At 48.4% G+C, this 19,517-nt stretch carries 13 protein-coding genes; 2 read left to right on the plus strand and 11 right to left on the minus strand.

Annotation, left to right across the window (positions count from 1 at the left end; genetic code table 11):
- Positions 1-10: 10 nt before the first annotated feature.
- A complete protein-coding gene (locus MKY87_RS13480; protein WP_340964865.1) occupies positions 11-3,400 on the minus strand; it encodes a tubulin-like doman-containing protein in 3,390 nt (1,129 codons plus the stop codon).
- A gap of 259 nt (positions 3,401-3,659) precedes the next feature.
- The gene (locus tag MKY87_RS13485; RefSeq protein WP_340964868.1) at positions 3,660-5,453 is read right to left on the minus strand and encodes a vWA domain-containing protein; all 1,794 of its coding nucleotides are present in this window, start codon (positions 5,451-5,453) and stop codon (positions 3,660-3,662) included.
- A 262-nt stretch (positions 5,454-5,715) separates the two neighbouring features.
- Between MKY87_RS13485 and MKY87_RS13490 the strand changes: the two genes are divergently transcribed.
- Together MKY87_RS13490 and MKY87_RS13495 are read left to right on the plus strand one after the other, a co-directional pair.
- On the plus strand, positions 5,716-5,859 hold the full coding sequence (locus tag MKY87_RS13490) for a hypothetical protein (RefSeq protein ID WP_340964870.1): 144 nt from the start codon (positions 5,716-5,718) through the stop codon (positions 5,857-5,859).
- Between the two features lie 2 nt (positions 5,860-5,861).
- Positions 5,862-6,794 (plus strand): hypothetical protein, encoded by a 933-nt coding sequence (locus tag MKY87_RS13495; protein WP_338588874.1) that lies wholly within the window; start codon positions 5,862-5,864, stop codon positions 6,792-6,794.
- A 491-nt stretch (positions 6,795-7,285) separates the two neighbouring features.
- Here MKY87_RS13495 and MKY87_RS13500 read toward each other — a convergent pair whose 3' ends face one another.
- From MKY87_RS13500 to MKY87_RS13540, 9 genes are all read right to left on the minus strand, one after another.
- Positions 7,286-8,893, minus strand: a complete 1,608-nt coding sequence (locus tag MKY87_RS13500) for a DEAD/DEAH box helicase (RefSeq protein ID WP_074092592.1) — start codon at positions 8,891-8,893, stop codon at positions 7,286-7,288.
- A 1,117-nt stretch (positions 8,894-10,010) separates the two neighbouring features.
- Entirely contained in the window at positions 10,011-11,456 is a 1,446-nt protein-coding gene (locus MKY87_RS13505) for a SulP family inorganic anion transporter (RefSeq protein ID WP_340964874.1), read from the minus strand.
- A 514-nt stretch (positions 11,457-11,970) separates the two neighbouring features.
- Complete coding sequence (locus MKY87_RS13510) at positions 11,971-13,641, minus strand: ABC1 kinase family protein (protein WP_340964876.1); 1,671 nt, start codon at positions 13,639-13,641, stop codon at positions 11,971-11,973.
- Complete coding sequence (locus MKY87_RS13515) at positions 13,642-14,022, minus strand: phasin family protein (RefSeq protein ID WP_253441470.1); 381 nt, start codon at positions 14,020-14,022, stop codon at positions 13,642-13,644.
- Between the two features lie 72 nt (positions 14,023-14,094).
- Positions 14,095-14,733, minus strand: a complete 639-nt coding sequence (locus tag MKY87_RS13520; protein WP_338588883.1) for a ThuA domain-containing protein — start codon at positions 14,731-14,733, stop codon at positions 14,095-14,097.
- A 42-nt stretch (positions 14,734-14,775) separates the two neighbouring features.
- Positions 14,776-15,498, minus strand: coding sequence for an SDR family oxidoreductase (locus MKY87_RS13525; protein WP_235193706.1), 723 nt, complete (start codon positions 15,496-15,498; stop codon positions 14,776-14,778).
- A 178-nt stretch (positions 15,499-15,676) separates the two neighbouring features.
- Positions 15,677-17,176: a cobyrinate a,c-diamide synthase gene (locus MKY87_RS13530; RefSeq protein ID WP_339788280.1), complete on the minus strand. Its 1,500-nt coding sequence runs from the start codon at positions 17,174-17,176 to the stop codon at positions 15,677-15,679.
- 175 nt (positions 17,177-17,351) lie between these two features.
- Positions 17,352-18,182, minus strand: coding sequence for a uroporphyrinogen-III synthase (locus tag MKY87_RS13535; protein WP_340964879.1), 831 nt, complete (start codon positions 18,180-18,182; stop codon positions 17,352-17,354).
- Positions 18,183-18,313: 131 nt separating this feature from the next.
- Positions 18,314-19,504 (minus strand): GerAB/ArcD/ProY family transporter, encoded by a 1,191-nt coding sequence (locus MKY87_RS13540; RefSeq protein ID WP_340964881.1) that lies wholly within the window; start codon positions 19,502-19,504, stop codon positions 18,314-18,316.
- Positions 19,505-19,517: the final 13 nt, after the last annotated feature.

Raw genomic sequence — 19,517 nt, forward strand, 5'->3', positions numbered from 1 at the left:
GGTCACCATCTTACTTCAGCCTTCTGCGAATGTCGTTCAGCTTGGACGACATCGTTCTGTAGAACTGATAGATGTCTTCTCCGTTAGCCAGCTCTACCCGCTCGTATTCGAGACGATCACGTGATTCCATGAACAGCGCAGCCAGATCATCCAGCTTTGTCAGCAATGGGGTGATATCCTCAGAGGCTGTAAGATCGTTATCACGGCGGGAGGCTTTGCGCAGCAATGTACTGCGATCCTTCTCCGCCAGACCTCGGAAGTTGCCAAACACTTCATACTCGGCAAAGTTACGGCTCTTCATCAGGTTTGCGAACGGCTCCCATGCGTCTTCTTCCGGGTCACGGTCATAAACATAGAGCGCACCTTTTTTGACGATGGTGTCGGTATATAACGCTTCGATGAAGCGGTCATACCACTGTTCCTCGTCCTGGTACTGGGCAAGAATGCCTTCGAGTTCGGCAACTTTGGCCGAGATGGCATTCATCTTCGCAAGTTCCTCACGGACACGTGCGATCAACTGCGGAGAGCGTACCAGGTTTTCTTTGGCCATATCTTCATTAATACTTCCGAAAATATCCTTAACGCCTACACGCGGCAACCCTTCGGATTGCAAACGTTTCAGCTCAATCACGGCCCGCTTCACTTCGCCGAGGTTCGGCGTGGTAGACGTCAGACGCATGTCGTAGGCTCCCAGTTTGGCAGACAAATCAAACGCTTCTGTTGTCACAATCGCATACCGGTTGCTTGTATTTTCATCAATGGATTTGGCTATTACGATGTTGTATCCAAGCGCCTGCTCGAATTCACTACGTACACGGGCGTTATACTGCTTCACGCGGGCGTTCTCGTACACATCTCCCCATGATTTCTCCGGAATCGGAGACGGCAGATAGGTCCAGTTGTTTTTCTCCGTTTGCACCAAGTGACGACCAATGCCTTCTTTGTCCAAAATGGTACGTTCATAACTTTCCTCATAGACTTTGAGCGGTGTATACACAAAGAGTGGTACCCCGTTGCGGGTGTTCAGCCAGAAAATCCGGTTACGCACTTCACTTTCCTTGACGGTAAAATGAGACTTGCCCACCGCATTGTTCTGATAATTACGAATCCCTTTCAGAATGCCTGGCGCCTGTGCCGGTACCGATACAAATCCCCATGAAGGGAAATGCAGACTGCCTGTACTGTTGCTCAGATTGAACACTGGAACGGCCTCATCATCCAGCTTGCCAGCAATGAAACGTTCCACGAATTTCTCGACCGACTCATCCTGACCATATTTGATCACCAGGAAATCTTCCATGGAACGGGTAATCAGATCACCGAATTTTTCACTCAGGAAGTCAGAGATGGAGCTGACGATATCAATCTCGTTTTCTTTCACCCACTGGCTGGAATTTTCCAGCAATTCACGGGAGAAGTCACGAATCAGATCATCCGTATCGCGCTTGTCCAGCAGCCCATCCACCACACTGACGATATCCGGTACACTTACCACGTTCCAGTAATATGTTTTGTTGCCTTTGTGATCGGCTTGTTCTTCGCCGCGTGTCAACAGATCACCGTTCTTGGCGAATATCGAGCTAAGGGCATTCAGCGTTTCGGTAAATACGTTATAAATGCGGCTGTTTTCCTGGTTCAGCAACTCATACAGATCTTCATAGAACTCGATCATCTGATCGTTGCGTTCCACGTCGGCGTGCAGCCAGTACTCATGAATTTTTGCTTCAATATAAGCATTCTTTTTCTTCTCTTTGGAGACAAAAGCACTCTTTGCATCGCCCAGCTTCTCTTCGGACTGCTCCTGAGCTGCTTCAATATCACGCGGAATGCGGAAGGCATTCTCACGCAACGTTTCGATGTACGACTGAATCATCTTCAGTACACAGAAACCTTTTTCCGTATAAATCAGACGAGAGACATAGAACGGACCTTGTTCGGGATGCAAAAACATACGCCGGATCTGTTCAGTGAACTGACCCGCAATCTCACCAGGCAGCTGTTTCTTCGCCTTGATATATTCTTCACGGGCACGAGCCAGGAAGTTCTGCTCCAATTCGGTGTCCATGTTCACAACCTGTGATTTCACCACGTTGCCATAGGATAAACGCTCGCTGTTCTGATAACCAGGCAGTGGCTCTGGCACGCGCGCTTCAAAGGACTTAACGACACTTTCGAGATCAATGCCCAGCTTGCGGGCAAACTTCTCGGTATCCTCCTGGTTCGGCGCTTTGGAGAACATGGTGTTCATTTTGTCGAACATCCGGTAAGCCAGATACGTGGTCATCTCTTCGATTGGCAGTACAGCCGAAGATGCACCGATGATGTTGTAATCATAGTTCGCCGGGTACACCTTGTTCATCTGTGCAATGTTGGTCCGGATGTTGCTGATATAGTCATGGATCGCAAACTCCTCACCCGACTGCTTCTCCTCACTTGCCATGAAGTTCGTAATGTTCTCGGCCGTAACGTTCATGCAGTAATCGTAGGCGTTCTCCAGCAATTTGCCTTCGGTGTTCGTCGCAGAGATCAGATGACACAGGTTAAATGGCGGTAGTGGTGAGTTAACTGTTAAAATATTGCCGTACTTCTGTGTAAACCGCTCACCGCGGCTATCCACGTTCATCCAATAATCCAGCTCTTTGAGCGCAGCATATCCGTTCTTGCGAATGTATTCGCGAGTGTGTTCACTCAAGCTTTTGTTGGAAAGGTTCACGTCTGGCGTGAACAGATACCCAAGCGTATTGACGCGGTCAATCCCGGCAGAGCCGTGATCACGTTCGATAATGCCGCGTACGATATAGGAAATATCGAGGAAACAGCCGCTGCCTGTACCGCCGGACAGACCTGTCAGCAGGAACACCATCAGTTTTTTGTTGGTGCCTACGGATAAGGTCTTGATCTTTTTGTCGATGGCCTGCACGACCTGATTAATCTTCGTGAACAGCAGCAGACGTCCAGCCTGACGCACACCTGCGGCGCCGTTCATGCCGTCCGTGATGCTCAGTTCTGGAGATAGCCAGTCCGTAATGTAAGGCTCTAGCACGCTGCGGTTTTGAAGAAGTCCGCCAATCTCGGCATTGGATAGCAGCACGAATTCATTAATCGGATCAAGTCCGATCCCTTTATACTTTTTGGCACGATCCTGTTCGTTTGTCTCAAAAGCCAGAAACTCCACATTATCCGGCTTGTCCATTTTTTTCTTGGATACCGGGTCCTGTGGCAGCTTGAAACGACGGTTAATCTGATATTTGAGCCGCAGCAGCGCATCAATTCCCGTTCCCCCCAGACCAATAATCAGAATGGGGTTATCAATCGTATCAACTCTGATCTTCTCACTGACAATACCTCCGCCAAGTGATACATCCAGTTGCTGAATATGTTCTCTAACAATCGGCTTCATTCGTTGTCCTCCTTAGATTAACGCACGTATGCTTCAATCTATATAATTCAAACTAAAGAATATTTACACTTGCCACTCCGATGACAGAACAAACTTCCGATCGCTGTTATCCCCAGATTTTTTGATTCTCTTTTTCAACGGTGAAAATCTGGGGATAAAGGCGAACGCTTCCGCTTCTCCAGCTTTTTTCTGTCCTCTGCGTTCTCGTGTAAATGATTAGTTCAACTTATATAGCTTACGTTCACTTAGCTATAATCCTTCACACCAGATACTCAATTAAAATGGTCTTGTCCGCCTGTTGCAGCGGGATGCTCAGTCGGTCACCGTTCTTCAGTTCAACGCCTGAGCTTGCATCAACTGCACGACCGGATTTCTCCAGCGTACCGCCTGCGGTGTTACGGACTATAATTCGATCCCCATTGCTGGGCGTAAATACGTATTTTTCGGTTTCCTTCAGCTCAGGGTCCAGTTGCAACAACTGATGCAGATGGAATCTGCCGCGGAAAGATACCAGCTTTTTATATTGCGGATATGACTTATCTCCCGTGTTCTCATCACGAATCTCCACGACCATCTGACCTACAAATCCCCGGTTTTTGCGTTTCAGCCAGCCCATCAGGAACCAGGCACCAACACCAACCACGATCAGGGCTATAACACCCAGGATGACAGGCAACCAAGGAAACGACTTGTCCTGTTCACCGCCAGACGTTGTTGGTTGAGATCCACTTCCGGCTGCTCCGCTCGCGTTGATCGTGATTGGCGCACTTTCACGGTAGAAGCTGTCTTCTTCCGCACGGATGATCAATTCATAATTATGATTGTCCGGTACTTCAAACGTTCCGGCAAAACCAGAACCTGTGTTTTCCAGCGGTTGTTCCTCGCTTTTCCCTGTATCTACATCTTTCACAACCAGCGTGGCCTTCATATCTGTATACAGATCATTATCCTGAAGTGGCTGACCACCATTCTCCAGTTTAGCTGCTAGATCAACCTTATCCCCTTTGGTATAGGACTTGGTCTTAATTGGGTCCACAACGAGCTGAAGATCATAGTTGAACAACAGGTTGATATCGATGCTGTCTTTCGGAGCCCCTTTTACCCGAAGTTTCCAGTCTCCCTCTTGGGGTTTCAACAGCTTCACGAGTGAATAACTCTTCGACGTTGAGAGCTTGGCTGCATCCGAGTTCAGGTCCACAGCTTGTCCGGAAGGGTCTGTCAATTGTACTTCCACCGGCTTCGAGGACATGATCGAAATGTTTGCTTCCAGCACACTGTCGTTTGGCACGTTCACGGTAACTTCCTGATAACTGCCGTTTCCCGTTACAGAGGGCAGCTTCACCACATTCAGTTTGGCATGATCGGCGAAGATCTCACTCAAAATCTGTGGCAGATCATCCGGCGTATCGGTAATGAATGACTTGCCTCCGGTCTGCTTGGCCAGGTCTGCAAGTGCATCCTTGTTCAGCTTGCCATCGGCGTTCAGTCCAATCGTATATACCGGGATACCCTGATCCTGTGCTTCCTTCACGGATTTTTCCAGATCAGCGTCGGATTGTGCCTGTGTACGGCCTTTGGTTTTGTTAAAGTCATTGTTACCATCCGCCAGCAGCACGATCATTGGCGAGTGGGATGGGTCTGCACCATGATTCAGTATGTTCACAGCTTCGGCGACACCAACTGAGACATCGGTATATGGCCCCCGGCCGAGCTGATCAATAAAATCCTTCAGGCTGCTCTTGTCCGCATCGGACTGAATCTCCAGCATAGCCTTTTCCCGCTCCACCTGATCGGTATAAGCGACAATCCCTACCTTGTCCCCCTGGACTGGCAGCATATCAATAAACATTTTCATGGCTTCATTACTGATCTTGTCACGGTCACTTGTATTCATTGAGTTACTTACATCGGCTACAAGCACCGCATCGATTCCGCTTGTCTGTGCCTGAGCCGCTGCAGCTTGTGGCAGCAACGCTTGAGGTAGCAGTAGCGTTAGAATTGCCAGCAGAACCATCGTTCCGCTGAGCCAGCGTATTTTGCGTGTCCGCAGCATTGGGTGTACTCCTTCACGTTTGAGATTAAAATGGGAATAGTTTATTATAGGCGTCAAGCCTTAAGGAAATCTTAACAGTCTACTAATAAATTCTGAAAAGCACCCCTATCTTGAGTTACAGTTTTGTAATGACTGACAAAAATCGACGATTTCACGCCTGTAACTGGCACAAAAGTACCAACTATGGAAATATGATATAGTTATTGCCAGCAAACTGCAATATAACAGCGCTTGTTTACCAAGCCATAGAAGGGAACGGATTATGGTTACATACGGATGCCTCGCCATATTGTTTCTTTTTGTCATCATAAAGGGTTTTGCACTCCAGCTTCATCGGCGGAAACCAATCTCCCGCGAAGACACGGATCGTACCCTCTACACTATTCTGAATGGTGAGCGTGATTGAGCATGAGTACTAAACTAGTTGTATCCATACGACCATTTCAACGAACGACATATGCCTATGAAAAGTTGCAAGTCTGCTCACGTTGTGGACAGTACACCTGCCTGTGGGAAGATGAGTGCACGGCCTGTGGCCGGGGTACCCTGAACTCCGTTCAGGCGAAGGCGACTTCCCGTGTGAAACGCCGCATTGCACGCGACCTGTTCATTACCATATTGTTCGGTGCAGGTGCCACCTATTTCGGTGAGACCATTGATCAGACCATGGCGGCAGCCAGCGTTTCCCTGCTGCTTCTGGCCTTACTGATCTTCATGCAGAAACGTTCATTCGAGGTAGAGCAGCAGCGCGAGTTGAAGCGCACGTTGCAACAGGATGAGGAAATCATCCGCCAGGGAATCAACCGCAACTGGGCTCTGGTCGCCGAAGCCCGAAAGCAGGATGAAGCACTTGCCTATGAGATGCTCCGCGAGATCGGCTCCCTCGTCTACAATGACCGGATTCGACTGCAACAGGTTGCGCTGTTACAATCCTTTGTCCTGCGCAGTGACATGGATCTGCAACTCAAGCCCTTGCTGTTACGCAGCTTCGAGCGGCTGCTGGCTGAATATATCGGTGAGATTGCGCGGCTTAAGCCGGATTTGATCCGTGAAGATGCGATTCGTTATATCGCGACCTATGAAGTGAACATTTTACAGCTCCACAATGGAATTCAGATACTTACAGCCGTAGCTGCTGCTGCCGTGCGCAAGAGCAAATATATTGAGTTATTCCCTAGTCTTATTACCCGCTACGCCCGCTTTATGCCCAAGGATCGATTCATGAGACTTTATCACACGATTGAACGCTATCCGAGCAAGGCACGCGGGGGTCTCGCGGAGTCGGTAGGCCGGGTGTATAACGAGAAATATCGGGATCAATACGCAGATGTTCAGCTGTAGAGATGATATATTGAGAAAGAAAAACGTAATTTAGTGCAAACTCACTCCTTGTATATAGACGAATGCAATTTCATCCATCCCTGCACACGCGTCAGCACCACAGATCGAAGGTTATGATTCTAATGATATAAGAATTAATCCAAAAACACCCCATCCTTAGGTCTAGGATGAGGTGTTTTGAAGTTTATGGCAGTCAGCCAAGTGCTATGCGAAGGACACGGACAGAAAGAAAAACTAGATGGGGAATACCTAAATGGCATATTCCATGGATCAAACAGGCGCGCAAACAGGCACTCGCAGACGACAAAAACAATAAGCGGAAATGATCATCTGTCCTAGTGAAAAAGGGCCGCGACGTGGTTCCGTCGCGACCCTTGATCTGATGGTTCGGTACATCTGTACCCGAACCCTCTCATATGTGCCATGCCAATCACTGTGGCATGGCATGGTGCCTGCGCAATTGCAGCTATATCGCCGCTTGCGCCAAGGCTTTACCGTCCGCGACGAGAATCGCGACGGTCGCCCTTCGCCGGTCCGCGTCCTGCGGATTCCGGACGGCGAGAGCCTTCGCTGCTGCGCCCGGAGGTGCGCTTGTCGGCGCTACGGCCAGCCCAGCCGCTGCTAGCTGCACCGCGTCCGCCTTGGCCCGCTGCACCGCGACTGCTGTCGCTGCTGCGTGCAGAACCACGACCTGCGCTGCGCTCATCGCCACTGCGACCTGCACCGCGTCCACCTTGACCCGCTGCACCACGACTGCTGTCGCTGCTGCGGCCACCGCTACGACCACCACTGCGTCCGCCTTCACTGCGTCCACCTTCGCCACCGCGGGAACCACGACCCCCACGTCCGCCATCTCTGCGATCGTTACGGCCTGCACCGCGACGGGCACTGCCAGTTCCGGAAGAGCGTCCGCCTGAACGTTCGTCATCACCCTGACTATTAATGGAACGTCTAGCTGCTCCAGTCGAAGCAATTGGACCTTCGCTTGTCCACTGGATACGGGACAGCTTCTGGTCAATACCTTGTTCAATACGTGCAAGTTCCGGTCTGTCGTGCTCTGTTGCAAACGTTACAGCAAGACCTGTACCGCCTGCACGGCCTGTACGACCAATCCGGTGGATATAACTTTCCGCATCATGCGGCATATCGTAGTTAAATACATGCGTTACACCTTCAACATCAAGTCCACGTGCAGCTACATCTGTAGCAACGAGCACTTGCAGTTTGGCATCGCGGAACGCTTTCATTACGTTCTCACGCTTGGATTGGGACAGATCTCCATGAAGTTCATCACTTGCATAACCTGCTTCACGCAGATCTTGGTTCAGCTTGGATGCACGACGCTTGGTCCGGCAGAAAATAATTGCCAAGTATGGGCGATACGTATCAATCATGCCGCGAAGCGCTTCAAGCTTACCGCGATCCGTACATTCCAGCACCTGCTGGCGAATTTGTTTGATCGGAATAACAGATTGGGAAGATACTTTTACATCTTCCGGATCTTTCATGTAGGTTTTCGCCAAGTTGCGAATACCCTTTGGCATCGTTGCTGAGAACAGCATCGTTTGGCGTTTGTGTGGCAGCTCGCTAAGAATCGTCTCCACATCGTCCAGGAAGCCCATGTGCAACATTTGGTCGGCTTCATCCAGCACCAGTTTTTTCACATTATCAAGCTTCAATGTGCCACGGCGCAAGTGATCCAGAAGACGACCCGGTGTACCAATAACGATCTGGGTACCGTTCTGCAATTTACGCAGTTGCTTGTCCACATCCTGTCCGCCGTATACGGCAAGCACATGCAGTTTATCGTCGTTTGCCGTGAGCTTCTTCGCTTCTTCCGTAATTTGCAGCGCAAGCTCACGCGTAGGCGCGATAATCAACGCTTGCGGCGAACGGTCAGATACGTTAATCTTCTGAATAATCGGCAGCAAAAATGCCAGCGTTTTCCCTGTTCCTGTCTGTGCCTCGGCGATAATATCGCGTCCACCCAGCAGTACCGGAATCGAACGCTCCTGTACCGGAGTCGGCACGGCGATGCCCTGATGTTTCAGGATCTCGCACCATTCCGGGCGAATGCCCAGTTGTTCAAAGTTTGCCAATCGTTACACCTCTGTATATTCATTTAGATAAGTCCATTTCATAATGACTTCTGTATCAGTATCTGCCATCAAGACTAGTTTTCCTTATATCAACCATGATTATGAAATGAATTTTTTAAAAAGCAATCCACTCGTTGCTCTTCTTCTCCATACCCTGTAGTTTACACGTTAGTCAAGCAAAACAAAAGGGGATACAGCGTTACACCTCCAACTTGTAGCACAAAATCCCAAGATCAGTGTGACTTGTATCGACCAAGTGAGTTTGAGGATGGTTTTGAAGAGTAACTATTGGAGCTCCCCCTGAGCAATAATGATGAGTGAAATATCTTAAAATTAGTTGGGAGTATGACTCTGTGAATGGGGTTGAGGATTGAACTGAACGCGGTGGGGCAGTGGGTAGATGGTAGATCAAAGTATACTGTGTGTAGATGGGTCAAAAAATAGTTTTCACGATGTGATTACCACCACTAATTCTAACGAACCGAGGACACCTTATTCCGTCGATTATAGCGGTTTGTAATTTCTAACGAACTCCAGCCACCTTATTACCCGGAAACATCAGCTGTAGGGCTTCTTTTTTGCGATATTGTCAAAATAAGATGTCTGAGATTCGTTAAAATAACGAAAACATGAAATACCCCCATATAAGACGTGTCAGGTTCGTTAGGAATTACACATACTGAAGGACAGAGGCTTGAATACAATAACATCAGCTACAGAAATAACAACATTTACTAGAACCAGAACACCAACTGCAAAACTAGAACTAGGAACAACAACAACAACAACAACAACAACAACAACAACAACAACAACCAAAAAGAATCAACACTACCTATACTTCTACTAGAAGTACCATTACTACCATTAGAACTGCCACTAGATCTACTACTATTGCTTCTTTTACAACTCCAACGCTGTACACACCATATTTTCTAATAAAAACAACGACGCCCTCTCCCCAACTTACATTGGGAAAAAGTGCGCCGCTGATTAAAAAATATCTATTTATGTTGTCTACTTCATAGGGATGTCACATGTTCACATGTTCACTCACTTTGAGTTTTCACCTTGTCCGCGTAACTATGTTCCGACAGTACACCTTCGTCCAACCAAGTTAAGAACCGCCCGCTGTCGCAAATCCACTCCGTTCAAGAATACGGGAGCTTTCCTCGTTTAACCCGCGCAGGTGCACAGTTTTGCCCAGCTTCGCGTATTTGAATTTCACTTTGCCTATAGCCACAACCGCAGTATTGTCCCAGATATGTGACCCTCCGAAATCAATCGTGATCTCCTTCGGATCGGCTTCCGCATTGAACTCATCCACGAAGCGGGACGAAGAACCGAAGAAGAATGGTCCGTGAACCCGGTATACTTTCTGCCCTTGTTCCTGGCTCGCCCGTACGCGGATCTTGGTCTGTTTCCAGCCAAAATGCAGCACACTGAGCACAACGCCGACCATAACCCCGATCGACAGATCGTGGGTATAGACCACAATCGCCACCGTTACGATCATGACAAAGGCTTCCGCTCGCGGCACGCGAGCAATATTTTTGATGGAACTCCAGTCGAATGTTCCGATGCACACCATAAACATTACACCGACGAGCGCACCCATCGGTACCTGTTTCACCACACCGCTAAACAGCAACAACAGGATCGCGAGAAACGCACCCGCAGTAAACGTAGATAATCTTCCACGTCCGCCAGACTTCACATTAATGACCGACTGCCCGATCATCGCACAGCCGCCCATGCCGCCAAACAAACCGTTCACAAAATTCGCGATACCCTGACCCCGCACTTCACGGTTCTTGCTGCTCTTCGTCTCTGTCATCTCATCCACGATGGTTGCCGTCAGCAGAGATTCCAGCAATCCAACCAGTGCCATGGTGAATGAGTAAGGCAGCAAAATCATCAGCGTGTCCCAAGTCCATGCAATATTCGGCAAGTGGAACATCGGCAGAGTACTCGTTATATTTCCCATGTTGCCTACTGTTTTTACATCCAAATGAAACACTACGGTAATAATCGTCATCACGATGATTGCAATCAGTGGAGCCGGAATGCCTTTGAAAAACCGTGGCAAAATATAAACGATCGCTAACGTACCCGCTACCATCGCATACATGATCCAGTTCGCTCCCGTGAAGTGGGTTAACTGCGCCATAAAGATCAGGATAGCCAGTGCATTCACGAATCCAGTCAGTACCGAATGAGGCACAAACGTAATAAATCGCCCAACCTTAAATATGCCAAGCAGAAACTGAATAATGCCCGTCAAAATCGTAGCTGCAAAAAGATATTCAACGCCATAATCCTTGACCAGTCCAACCATCAGTACCGCCATGGCACCTGTTGCCGCCGAGATCATGCCTGGTCTTCCACCAGCAATCGAGATCACAATCGCAATTGTAATTGAAGCGTACAATCCGACCATCGGATCAACACCTGCAATGATGGAGAACGCAATGGCTTCCGGAATTAACGCCAGCGCTACCGTAATGCCTGCCAGCACGTCTCCGCGAATGTTGCCAAACCATTGTTGTTTTAAAGTATTCATATGTTCTTGCCGTTCCTCCTACGTGTATTCCTTATAATGGACAATTCTACTGAAGAGTAACGGAAGCCGTTCACACTAACCAACTACCCAGGACAGCACAAAACAACGGAATCCTCTCCGCATCATTCGCCTATGCTCCTGCCTGAATTGCATCATTCTTCGCCATCCGTATAGCCTTGACGGGTTATTGAGCGCTTACGTCGTTTCCGTTCCAGTGTGTACCGTTGGTGTTCCATTACTGCCTCAGCTGACTTACTCATGCGACATCAGGAGCTGATCCTGATGCCAATAGGTTTTCCCCTCTCAGAAAAACCGGGTCCGTTAATGTACTGACCTATTATTATAGTCACAGGACTGGATATGTACTAATACAATTAAGGCGAAAAAACAGAACCTTATCTCCTATTATCTTAATCTTTCTATAATTTACTCACCCATGCTCTATTCACAAAAAAATAACCCGTAAAGATCCTTTGATAAAAGTCTCTTTAACGGGTATTATCGCATTGCTATGCTAGAATCTTCCGGATTTGAATATCGAATAGAGCAGGAAAGCCACCATCAGAATCGCCACCAGGAAACCAATTTCAATGACCGGAATATCCCACAGCATCGTGGATTGATGACTGATGGACGAACCGATAATCAATCCCACCATGATGATACAAAAAGCGAGTAACACGATACTGAAGGACAGCCGATTGCTAATCTGGTCCATTCTACGCATGAGTGCATCCAGTTCAGGGACACTAATCTCCAGCCTCAGCTTGCCTTTGCTAATAATGGATGATAACTGCCTTAACTGCCCTGGCAGACCAATGACACTCTCGGCCATATCAGCCGCACTGCGGAACAACCGATTCTTGATTCTTCCTGCGCTAAAACGTTCCTTGATCAGCTTACGGCCAAAGGGTTCAGCCATATCTACAATGCTCAGGGAAGGATCAAGATGTTCAATCACACCTTCCATCGTCAGCAACGATTTACCGAGCAGCAGAATATCGGCAGTCATGACAACCCGGTGCCTCTGGGCTACGCCGAACAAGTCATTTAACGCCTGACCCACACTAATCTTGGAAAAGGGAATATCGTAATATTTGCTACGCAACTTGTCCAAATCCACATGAAGCCCACGCAGATCCATGTCATCTGGCATCATGCCCAATTTCTCAATGGCCCGGATCATACTGTCTGTATCTTTGCGCATTAACCCAATAATAAGCGAAGCAAGCTGCTGTTTCATCTCATCGCTCAGACTGCCCACCATACCGAAGTCTATAAAGGCAAGACGTCCATCCTTCAATACCATCAGGTTACCCGGATGTGGGTCAGCGTGAAAGAATCCATGAATAAAGATCTGATTCAATAATGAGTCCACCAGCCGCTCAGCAATATTATTCAGATCATGGCCGCGTCTGACCAGTTCTTCACGATCATTGAGTTTGATACCTTCGATATACTCCATCGTGAGCACACGTGACGACGTCTGATCCCAGTAAATTGTCGGGATTTTCACCTTGTTGTCCTGTTGGTATTGCTGTGCAATCTTTTCCGTATTCCGGCCTTCGACCGTATAATCCAGCTCAGCCATCAATGCCTGGGCGTATTCTTCTACCATTTGCGGAATCTGATATTGCTTCACCCAATCCCAGCGCTTCTCGGCCATGGCTGTCAGTTCACGCAAAATATCCAGGTCACGCTGCACAATACGCGATATACCCGGCCGCTGAATCTTGATGGCTACCGATTCACCGCTTCGAAGTTTGCCCAGATGCACCTGTCCAATGCTGGCCGCAGCTACAGGGGTATCCTCGAACCGGGAAAAGATCTCCTCCAGCGGTGTATCCAATTCCTGTTCCAAAATACCCCGTGCCGTCTCGGAAGAGAACGGCGGGACCTGATCCTGCAACTTCACCAACTCACGAATGACAGACTCAGGCAATAGATCTGCCCTTGTGCTTGCGAGTTGCCCCAGCTTGACGAAAGCTGGCCCCAGCTCCTGCAGCACAAGCCTGATGCGTTCACTCAGCGTTTTGGTGGTATGTGCTTCACGCGACATCCACCGTCTGGGCAGAGCCAGCAACTGGAACAATCCCAGCTCCTCGACCATATAACCGAAGCCATGACGCACGAGCGCCATGGCAATTTCACGGTATCTGCCGACATGTTTGATTCGCACTGCCATCTACTCGATCTCGTTTCCTTTGAGAGGAGGAGGAACTTCAAGTGGAGCTGGGGATTCATCAGGTTGAAGCTGTGGTGAGTGGCCCAGTTCAGCAAGTTTTTTCTCCAGAACGGCAACACGCTGTTCCAGACTGGTTACATCACTTTCGGATGCCACACCAGCTTCCTGAAGCACGCGCTTGACCTGTTCCTGAATCACTCTCTTGAACTGGCCTTGTTCTTCATCGCCCCGTTCCATCAGGCGTTCAACCAAAGCTTTGGATTCACCGGGCGCAAGTTCCCCACGCTTGACCAAATCATCCACGGTTTTCTCAATTTTTTCTTTGCTTACGACAGTAAGACCAAGCCCTAACGAGATCGCCTTTTTGAACAAATCGCTCATTTTTGTCATCCTCCTCTTCGTTGATCTCTATATTATACCCCTTACACTCCGCATGCAAAAATGTCAGTCCGATCAGACGTAACGTGCAGCCCATTTGCCTGCTTGCAGGAGTAACTTGCGGTATGTTTCGTGTGCAAAAGACGGTACATGGTGACCCGGCATCAAATAAACAATACGTCCAACACCATATCGATGAGCCCATACCGCAGGCTTTGGTCCATCTTCGGATTGATATTCAAGCAATATTTTCGTTTCGGCAAAAGAACCAAATTCGAACTGATACGGCTCTTCTTCCATTGTGAAATTCGAAATGCCCTCCGTCACGGGATGGCTTTCCTCCGTTACAGTGAATTCAAGTGGTGCATAAGCCGGATGATGCAGGAACTTGGCACCGATCATCTGTTTGAGTTCATAACGATTTTGAAGGGAAATGCCGTTATGTATAATGACCAGTCCACCTCCATTACTTACATAGGACAACAAACCTGCTGTCTGCTGTGGAGAGACTTTCCCCTTCCAATCGTCCATGTATGAGATACATACATCAAACCCGGTTATATTTTCTTGCAGCAGCATATTCCGATTCTCACTGCACTGCACAGTCATAGTATCATGGAAAATTCGGCTAATCTCCGCATCCACACCTTGAAGCGGGTGCCAATCCGGATGTGTATAATCGCCAAGTAGTAATGCTTTTTTACGATGATCCATTCAATCAATCTCCTTTCTTGTTCACCTCACTGTATCAATCAACTACCAGGGGAGCTTCTCGCCCTTGTAGTCCACATATGCGGGTTGATCTCCTTTAAACTGTTCATGGCGGTCGATAAGTACTGCGATATGCTGTGCAGATTGCTCGGGCGTGAGATCCGCAGCAACATCCAATTCACCCCGCATATAACTCTGTACCCAACCGGGATGCACAAGCATCACTTGTCCGCCTTCATCCTTCAGACCATTGTGCACAAGACGGGCCTGCATGTTCAAAGCAGCTTTGGACATACAATAGGCATACCACCCATCCCGACTGCATTGTTCTATACTTCCAGCCTCGGAAGAGATATCAACAATTAGCTTGACCTGTCCTTGAAGAAGGAGGGGTAACAGGGAATGAGTCACACGAAGTGTACCTAAGGTGTTCACATTAAATACTTCAGCCATCTCCGCCATATTCAACGGCCCGCGGATATGATCCGTAATACTTCCTAGTATAGCCGCATTATTGATCAGCATATCCAAATGATTCGTATCCAGCTTCAATGTCTCCGTGAACAGAGCTACCGACAGGTCGTCTGCAATATCCAGTTCGATGGCGCGCAGATGGTCCGGATATCCTTCTGCAAGCATACGAATTCCCTCGGAATCTTCCACGTCCAGACCGGCCGCATACACAAGATACCCTCTCTTCAGCATCTGTGCCGTCAAAGCCAATCCCAATCCCCGGGCAGCTCCCGTTACACATACGGTTCTCATCATGATGTCCCTCCCTCGCAAAATGATTCTGTCTTTTATTCATTCCACATATTCATCTGAAAACCTTTAATTCAGAATGGGATCGCCAACTTCACGACCAAAGACTCAGGAGGTAAAAGTGAGATTAGAGCCATTTTGCTTATTGAATTAAGCTATCTATTCAAGCTATAAATAGCTGCTATTATCTCTGTATATATCGCTCCTGCCGATAGGCTGAACAATGTTCCACCCATCTTCGAGCGGCTGCCGGATAAGAGCCCAGATGAACGTGCGTATACCCCGCCACGATGTTGCCTGCGGCATACCCTTCTTGGTTCAAGCCACGTAACCCCTTGGTCTCATACGCATAAGGGATCGTTTCTTCATCACGATAGGTCATTGTCGAATAATGAAATTCATGACCCCTAAGTACTTCACCCTTTTTCAGCAAAAAGGAATCCCGAACGCTACTTGCTTCACGGTAGCCAAGCGCAGCGCGCTTCTTCTGCATCTGCACCTGTGCGGGGATAATGCCCGCCATGTCGAAGGTGACGCCCTCACGGTCGGTCAACGTTTCTCCAAGCACCATGTAACCACCACACTCGGCGAATAAAGGCATGTTGGATTGTGCTGCCTGTCGAAGTCCTTTCAAGAACCCTTGGTTACCGGCAATCTCCGCTGCAAACTCCTCGGGAAACCCACCGCCCAAATAGACGCCATCCACATCTGTTGGAATGCTTTCGCCAGCGAGCGGACTGAAGTAATGTAATCGGGCCCCGGCTGCTTCGAGCAATTCCAGATTATCGGGATAATAGAAATTAAATGCCGCATCGCGCGCAACGGCTATAACAGGCTGTACCTCATATGATACATGTCGATTATTAACGTGGATCACTGAATTGGAATGTGGATCGTAATTCGAACCTGGTTCAGTATTAGCTGAATCTATGTGGGTAGTAGTCGCAGGACTCACTTTTTCTGCATTCAAAGGCGGGGCGCTTGCTGCCAGCTCCAGCAGAAGATCCAGATCGGTGCCTTCCATTAACACATCGGCAGCCCGCTGAAATAATGGTTCCAGTTCACCGCGCTCAATGGCAGGTACCAGTCCCAGATGTCTCTCAGGGATGAACATGCCCTCGTCCCGCTTCAGCCAGCCAACCACCGGAATGCCGCACATCTGCTCAATGGCTTTTTTCACAATGGTATAATGACCCGCACTTCCACACCGGTTAACGATCACTCCGGCAATATTTAATTCAGGCTCCAATTGTTGAAACCCCAGTACAATTGCGGCCGCACTGCGAGCCATGCTGCGTACGTCCACAACCAGGATGACAGGGGACTGCGTGACCAGAGCAATCTCTGCAGTTGAGCCTGTATTGCTGAGTGGATCTTTGCCATCATAGAGGCCCATAACGCCTTCTATAATGGAAATATCATGCCCCGCCGATGCCTTCTCGAACGTATCTCTCACATACTCAGGCGATGTCATCCATGCATCCAGATTACGTGACGGTCTGCCTGTGACAGCGGTATGGTATGTCGGATCAATATAGTCCGGGCCGCATTTGAACCCTTGTACACTTAAACCACGCTGGGCAAGTGCTCTCATCAGCCCCAGGGTTACTGTCGTTTTCCCTGCACCACTTCCGGTGCCTGCAATGATCAGTCGGGGTCTGGTGTTACGATTTGCAATGCTCATCGTCATTTCCACCTTTTCTTGCGATTATCGAATCCTTCAGCTCCGCTGAAAACGTATAGATTCTATAATATAAACAAAACCGCATCATATAGCGATGCGGTTAAGCTTAATGCACACTTTTTATTCATGAAGCGACGCCAAAAGCTTTTTGTCGAACTGATCTAAAAGCAGGCCACTAATCTCTAATCTTGGCCGCACGCCCTGCTGCAAAGTAACGTCCAAGCTCAACGATGAGTGCGCCCATCTTCTCTTCCTCCGGAATGACCAGTGCCTCAATACCTTCTTCACGCATGGAGTTTGCTGTAACTTTACCTACAGACGCAGGAATTACACCTTGTCTGAAGGCTGCAAGCATCGGCTCAAGCTTGTCCTGAGAGGCCGCATAATGGGTCAGAAATCTGACCTGCGGTCCACTCGTGAACGCAACAGCATCTACCTCGAACTTTAGAATTTCATTCAACAGTTGTTCCAGCTCTGCCTCTTCTGGCGGGACATGGCGGTAAGGAAGCACTTGTCTGACGATTGCACCTTGTTCTTCCAACCATGCAACGAGTTTGGGAGCTGTCTCCCCATGAAGCTGCAATATAACCTTTTTCCCTGCGAGATCATGTGGGGCGAATTCTCGAATGAGCCCATCCGTGCTACCGTCATCATCTCGTACCAGCGGTGTTAACTTGCGCTTTTTGAGTGCATTCACCGTCTTGTATCCCCTCGCTGCAATTGAGGATTCCGATAATACATCCAACAATTGGCCTGCGACATCCATATCCTCAGCCATTTCAAACAGTGCATCCAATCCCATACCTGTCGTTAACACCGCCCAGTCTGGCGGGTCTGAGATCCAGGATACCAGCCCGTCCCTGATATTCCGATCATCCAGAAATACCGTTCCCTGTGCCGGTCGCACAAGCGGAATACCGCCCATTTTTTCCACCAGTATGGACATTTCTTTCGATTTTCGCGGTCCTGTCAATGCTACACGTACACCTGCCAAATGTTGAGCCATTCATGTTCCCCCCGTTAGTTCAGCCGAATGTTCATCAGTCTGACTACAGTATACAGGGTACTCCTGTGAAGGGAAACTGCGCTTACCCTCTTTTTGCCCATTTCATCTATAACGATTTTTGATGGAATGTATCAGGAAGGCTGGAGTTCTCCACCATGAGAATCCTGCCTTTTTTTCTCTCCATTCTTCTCCGAATCAGAGGCTTTTTGCTTCTCTTTCTTGGACTGGTCTCCCGATCTCTGTTGGGTAGATTCTTTTTTATCCTTTTTGCGAGGACGAAGGAAAAGAAACAGCACCATAGGGAACAGCACTTCAAAAACAATGGCAATCCAAGTCCATTCCCGGGTAAAACGATAAAGCTGAATGGCGTTTCTGAAAAACCAGAATGCACAAACAAAGCCTAACAGTGCCACCGGACCTGTCATGACCTTTCCCGAAACGTTCGGGATCATTCGCTTCAGTCCCCAACAGACAAAGTACAGATCAAATGCAATCTTCGTAATCATGGCAGGCAAGGTCGCCGCTGCCAGTGCCAGGTCAAACCGATCCAGAAAATCACTAATTTGCAGCTGCCTTGCCAGTTCATATGAAGGGTATACCAGTCTGGAAGCAATAGGCACACCAATCGACGTGATGGTTTCCACAAGAATCAGCATCATCAGCAATCCCGAGATGATGATGCCCCATAACACAGGCTTGAAGCGAAAATCACTGCCTTTGACGACAAAAGGCAAGGCGATCATCTCTCCATAAAAAGAAAATATGTACCAACTTCCTTTGCCTACACCTGCCACATCGACATGAAAATAGGGCATCAGATTATCCATATTCAACTGTTGAATAAGCATGAAAGGCACAATGATAGAGTTCAACAGGAACAGGGTAACATATAGTTCTGACATTCCGATCAACGAACCCAGCCCACCTCTGACGATAAATACCGCCATAATCATGAGTGACAATACCACAATGGATATCGGCGTTGTCTCTAGCAAAGTTATACTTACATAATCACCAATTAATCGGATATCTCTAGCGAATATGAAGAAAAAAAACAAAATGTACATTACGCCTGCGAGTCTCCCCATAAAGGGGAACCGCTCAACAAGCGCCTCAAATAGATCCTGATTCGGAAATCTTCGCTGAATTCGGCTTACCATCAACATGGATATAATCATCACGAGAACAACTGGCACATACGAGAGATAAGCATGCTGTTCCGCATAATAAATGGCCTGTGCATGGGGTTGAATCAACGTGCCCGTCATACTGAGCAGCAGCACGAGTAGTACAAGTTGTCGAGAAGTCACACTTTGATTCATACTATACCTCCTT

The sequence above is a fragment of the Paenibacillus sp. FSL R7-0198 genome, assembly GCF_038000415.1.
Classification (GTDB): Bacteria; Bacillota; Bacilli; order Paenibacillales; family Paenibacillaceae; genus Paenibacillus.

Coding starts and splice junctions, on each gene's coding strand:
- MKY87_RS13535 (WP_340964879.1), bottom strand. CDS start 18,182: ATGGCTCAACATTTGGCAGGTGTACGTGTAGCATTGACAGGACCGCGA.
- MKY87_RS13510 (WP_340964876.1), bottom strand. CDS start 13,641: ATGGCAGTGCGAATCAAACATGTCGGCAGATACCGTGAAATTGCCATG.
- MKY87_RS13515 (WP_253441470.1), bottom strand. CDS start 14,022: ATGAGCGATTTGTTCAAAAAGGCGATCTCGTTAGGGCTTGGTCTTACT.
- MKY87_RS13540 (WP_340964881.1), bottom strand. CDS start 19,504: ATGAATCAAAGTGTGACTTCTCGACAACTTGTACTACTCGTGCTGCTG.
- MKY87_RS13505 (WP_340964874.1), bottom strand. CDS start 11,456: ATGAATACTTTAAAACAACAATGGTTTGGCAACATTCGCGGAGACGTG.
- MKY87_RS13520 (WP_338588883.1), bottom strand. CDS start 14,733: ATGGATCATCGTAAAAAAGCATTACTACTTGGCGATTATACACATCCG.
- MKY87_RS13495 (WP_338588874.1), top strand. CDS start 5,862: ATGAGTACTAAACTAGTTGTATCCATACGACCATTTCAACGAACGACA.
- MKY87_RS13530 (WP_339788280.1), bottom strand. CDS start 17,176: ATGAGCATTGCAAATCGTAACACCAGACCCCGACTGATCATTGCAGGC.
- MKY87_RS13480 (WP_340964865.1), bottom strand. CDS start 3,400: ATGAAGCCGATTGTTAGAGAACATATTCAGCAACTGGATGTATCACTT.
- MKY87_RS13525 (WP_235193706.1), bottom strand. CDS start 15,498: ATGATGAGAACCGTATGTGTAACGGGAGCTGCCCGGGGATTGGGATTG.
- MKY87_RS13490 (WP_340964870.1), top strand. CDS start 5,716: ATGGTTACATACGGATGCCTCGCCATATTGTTTCTTTTTGTCATCATA.
- MKY87_RS13485 (WP_340964868.1), bottom strand. CDS start 5,453: ATGCTGCGGACACGCAAAATACGCTGGCTCAGCGGAACGATGGTTCTG.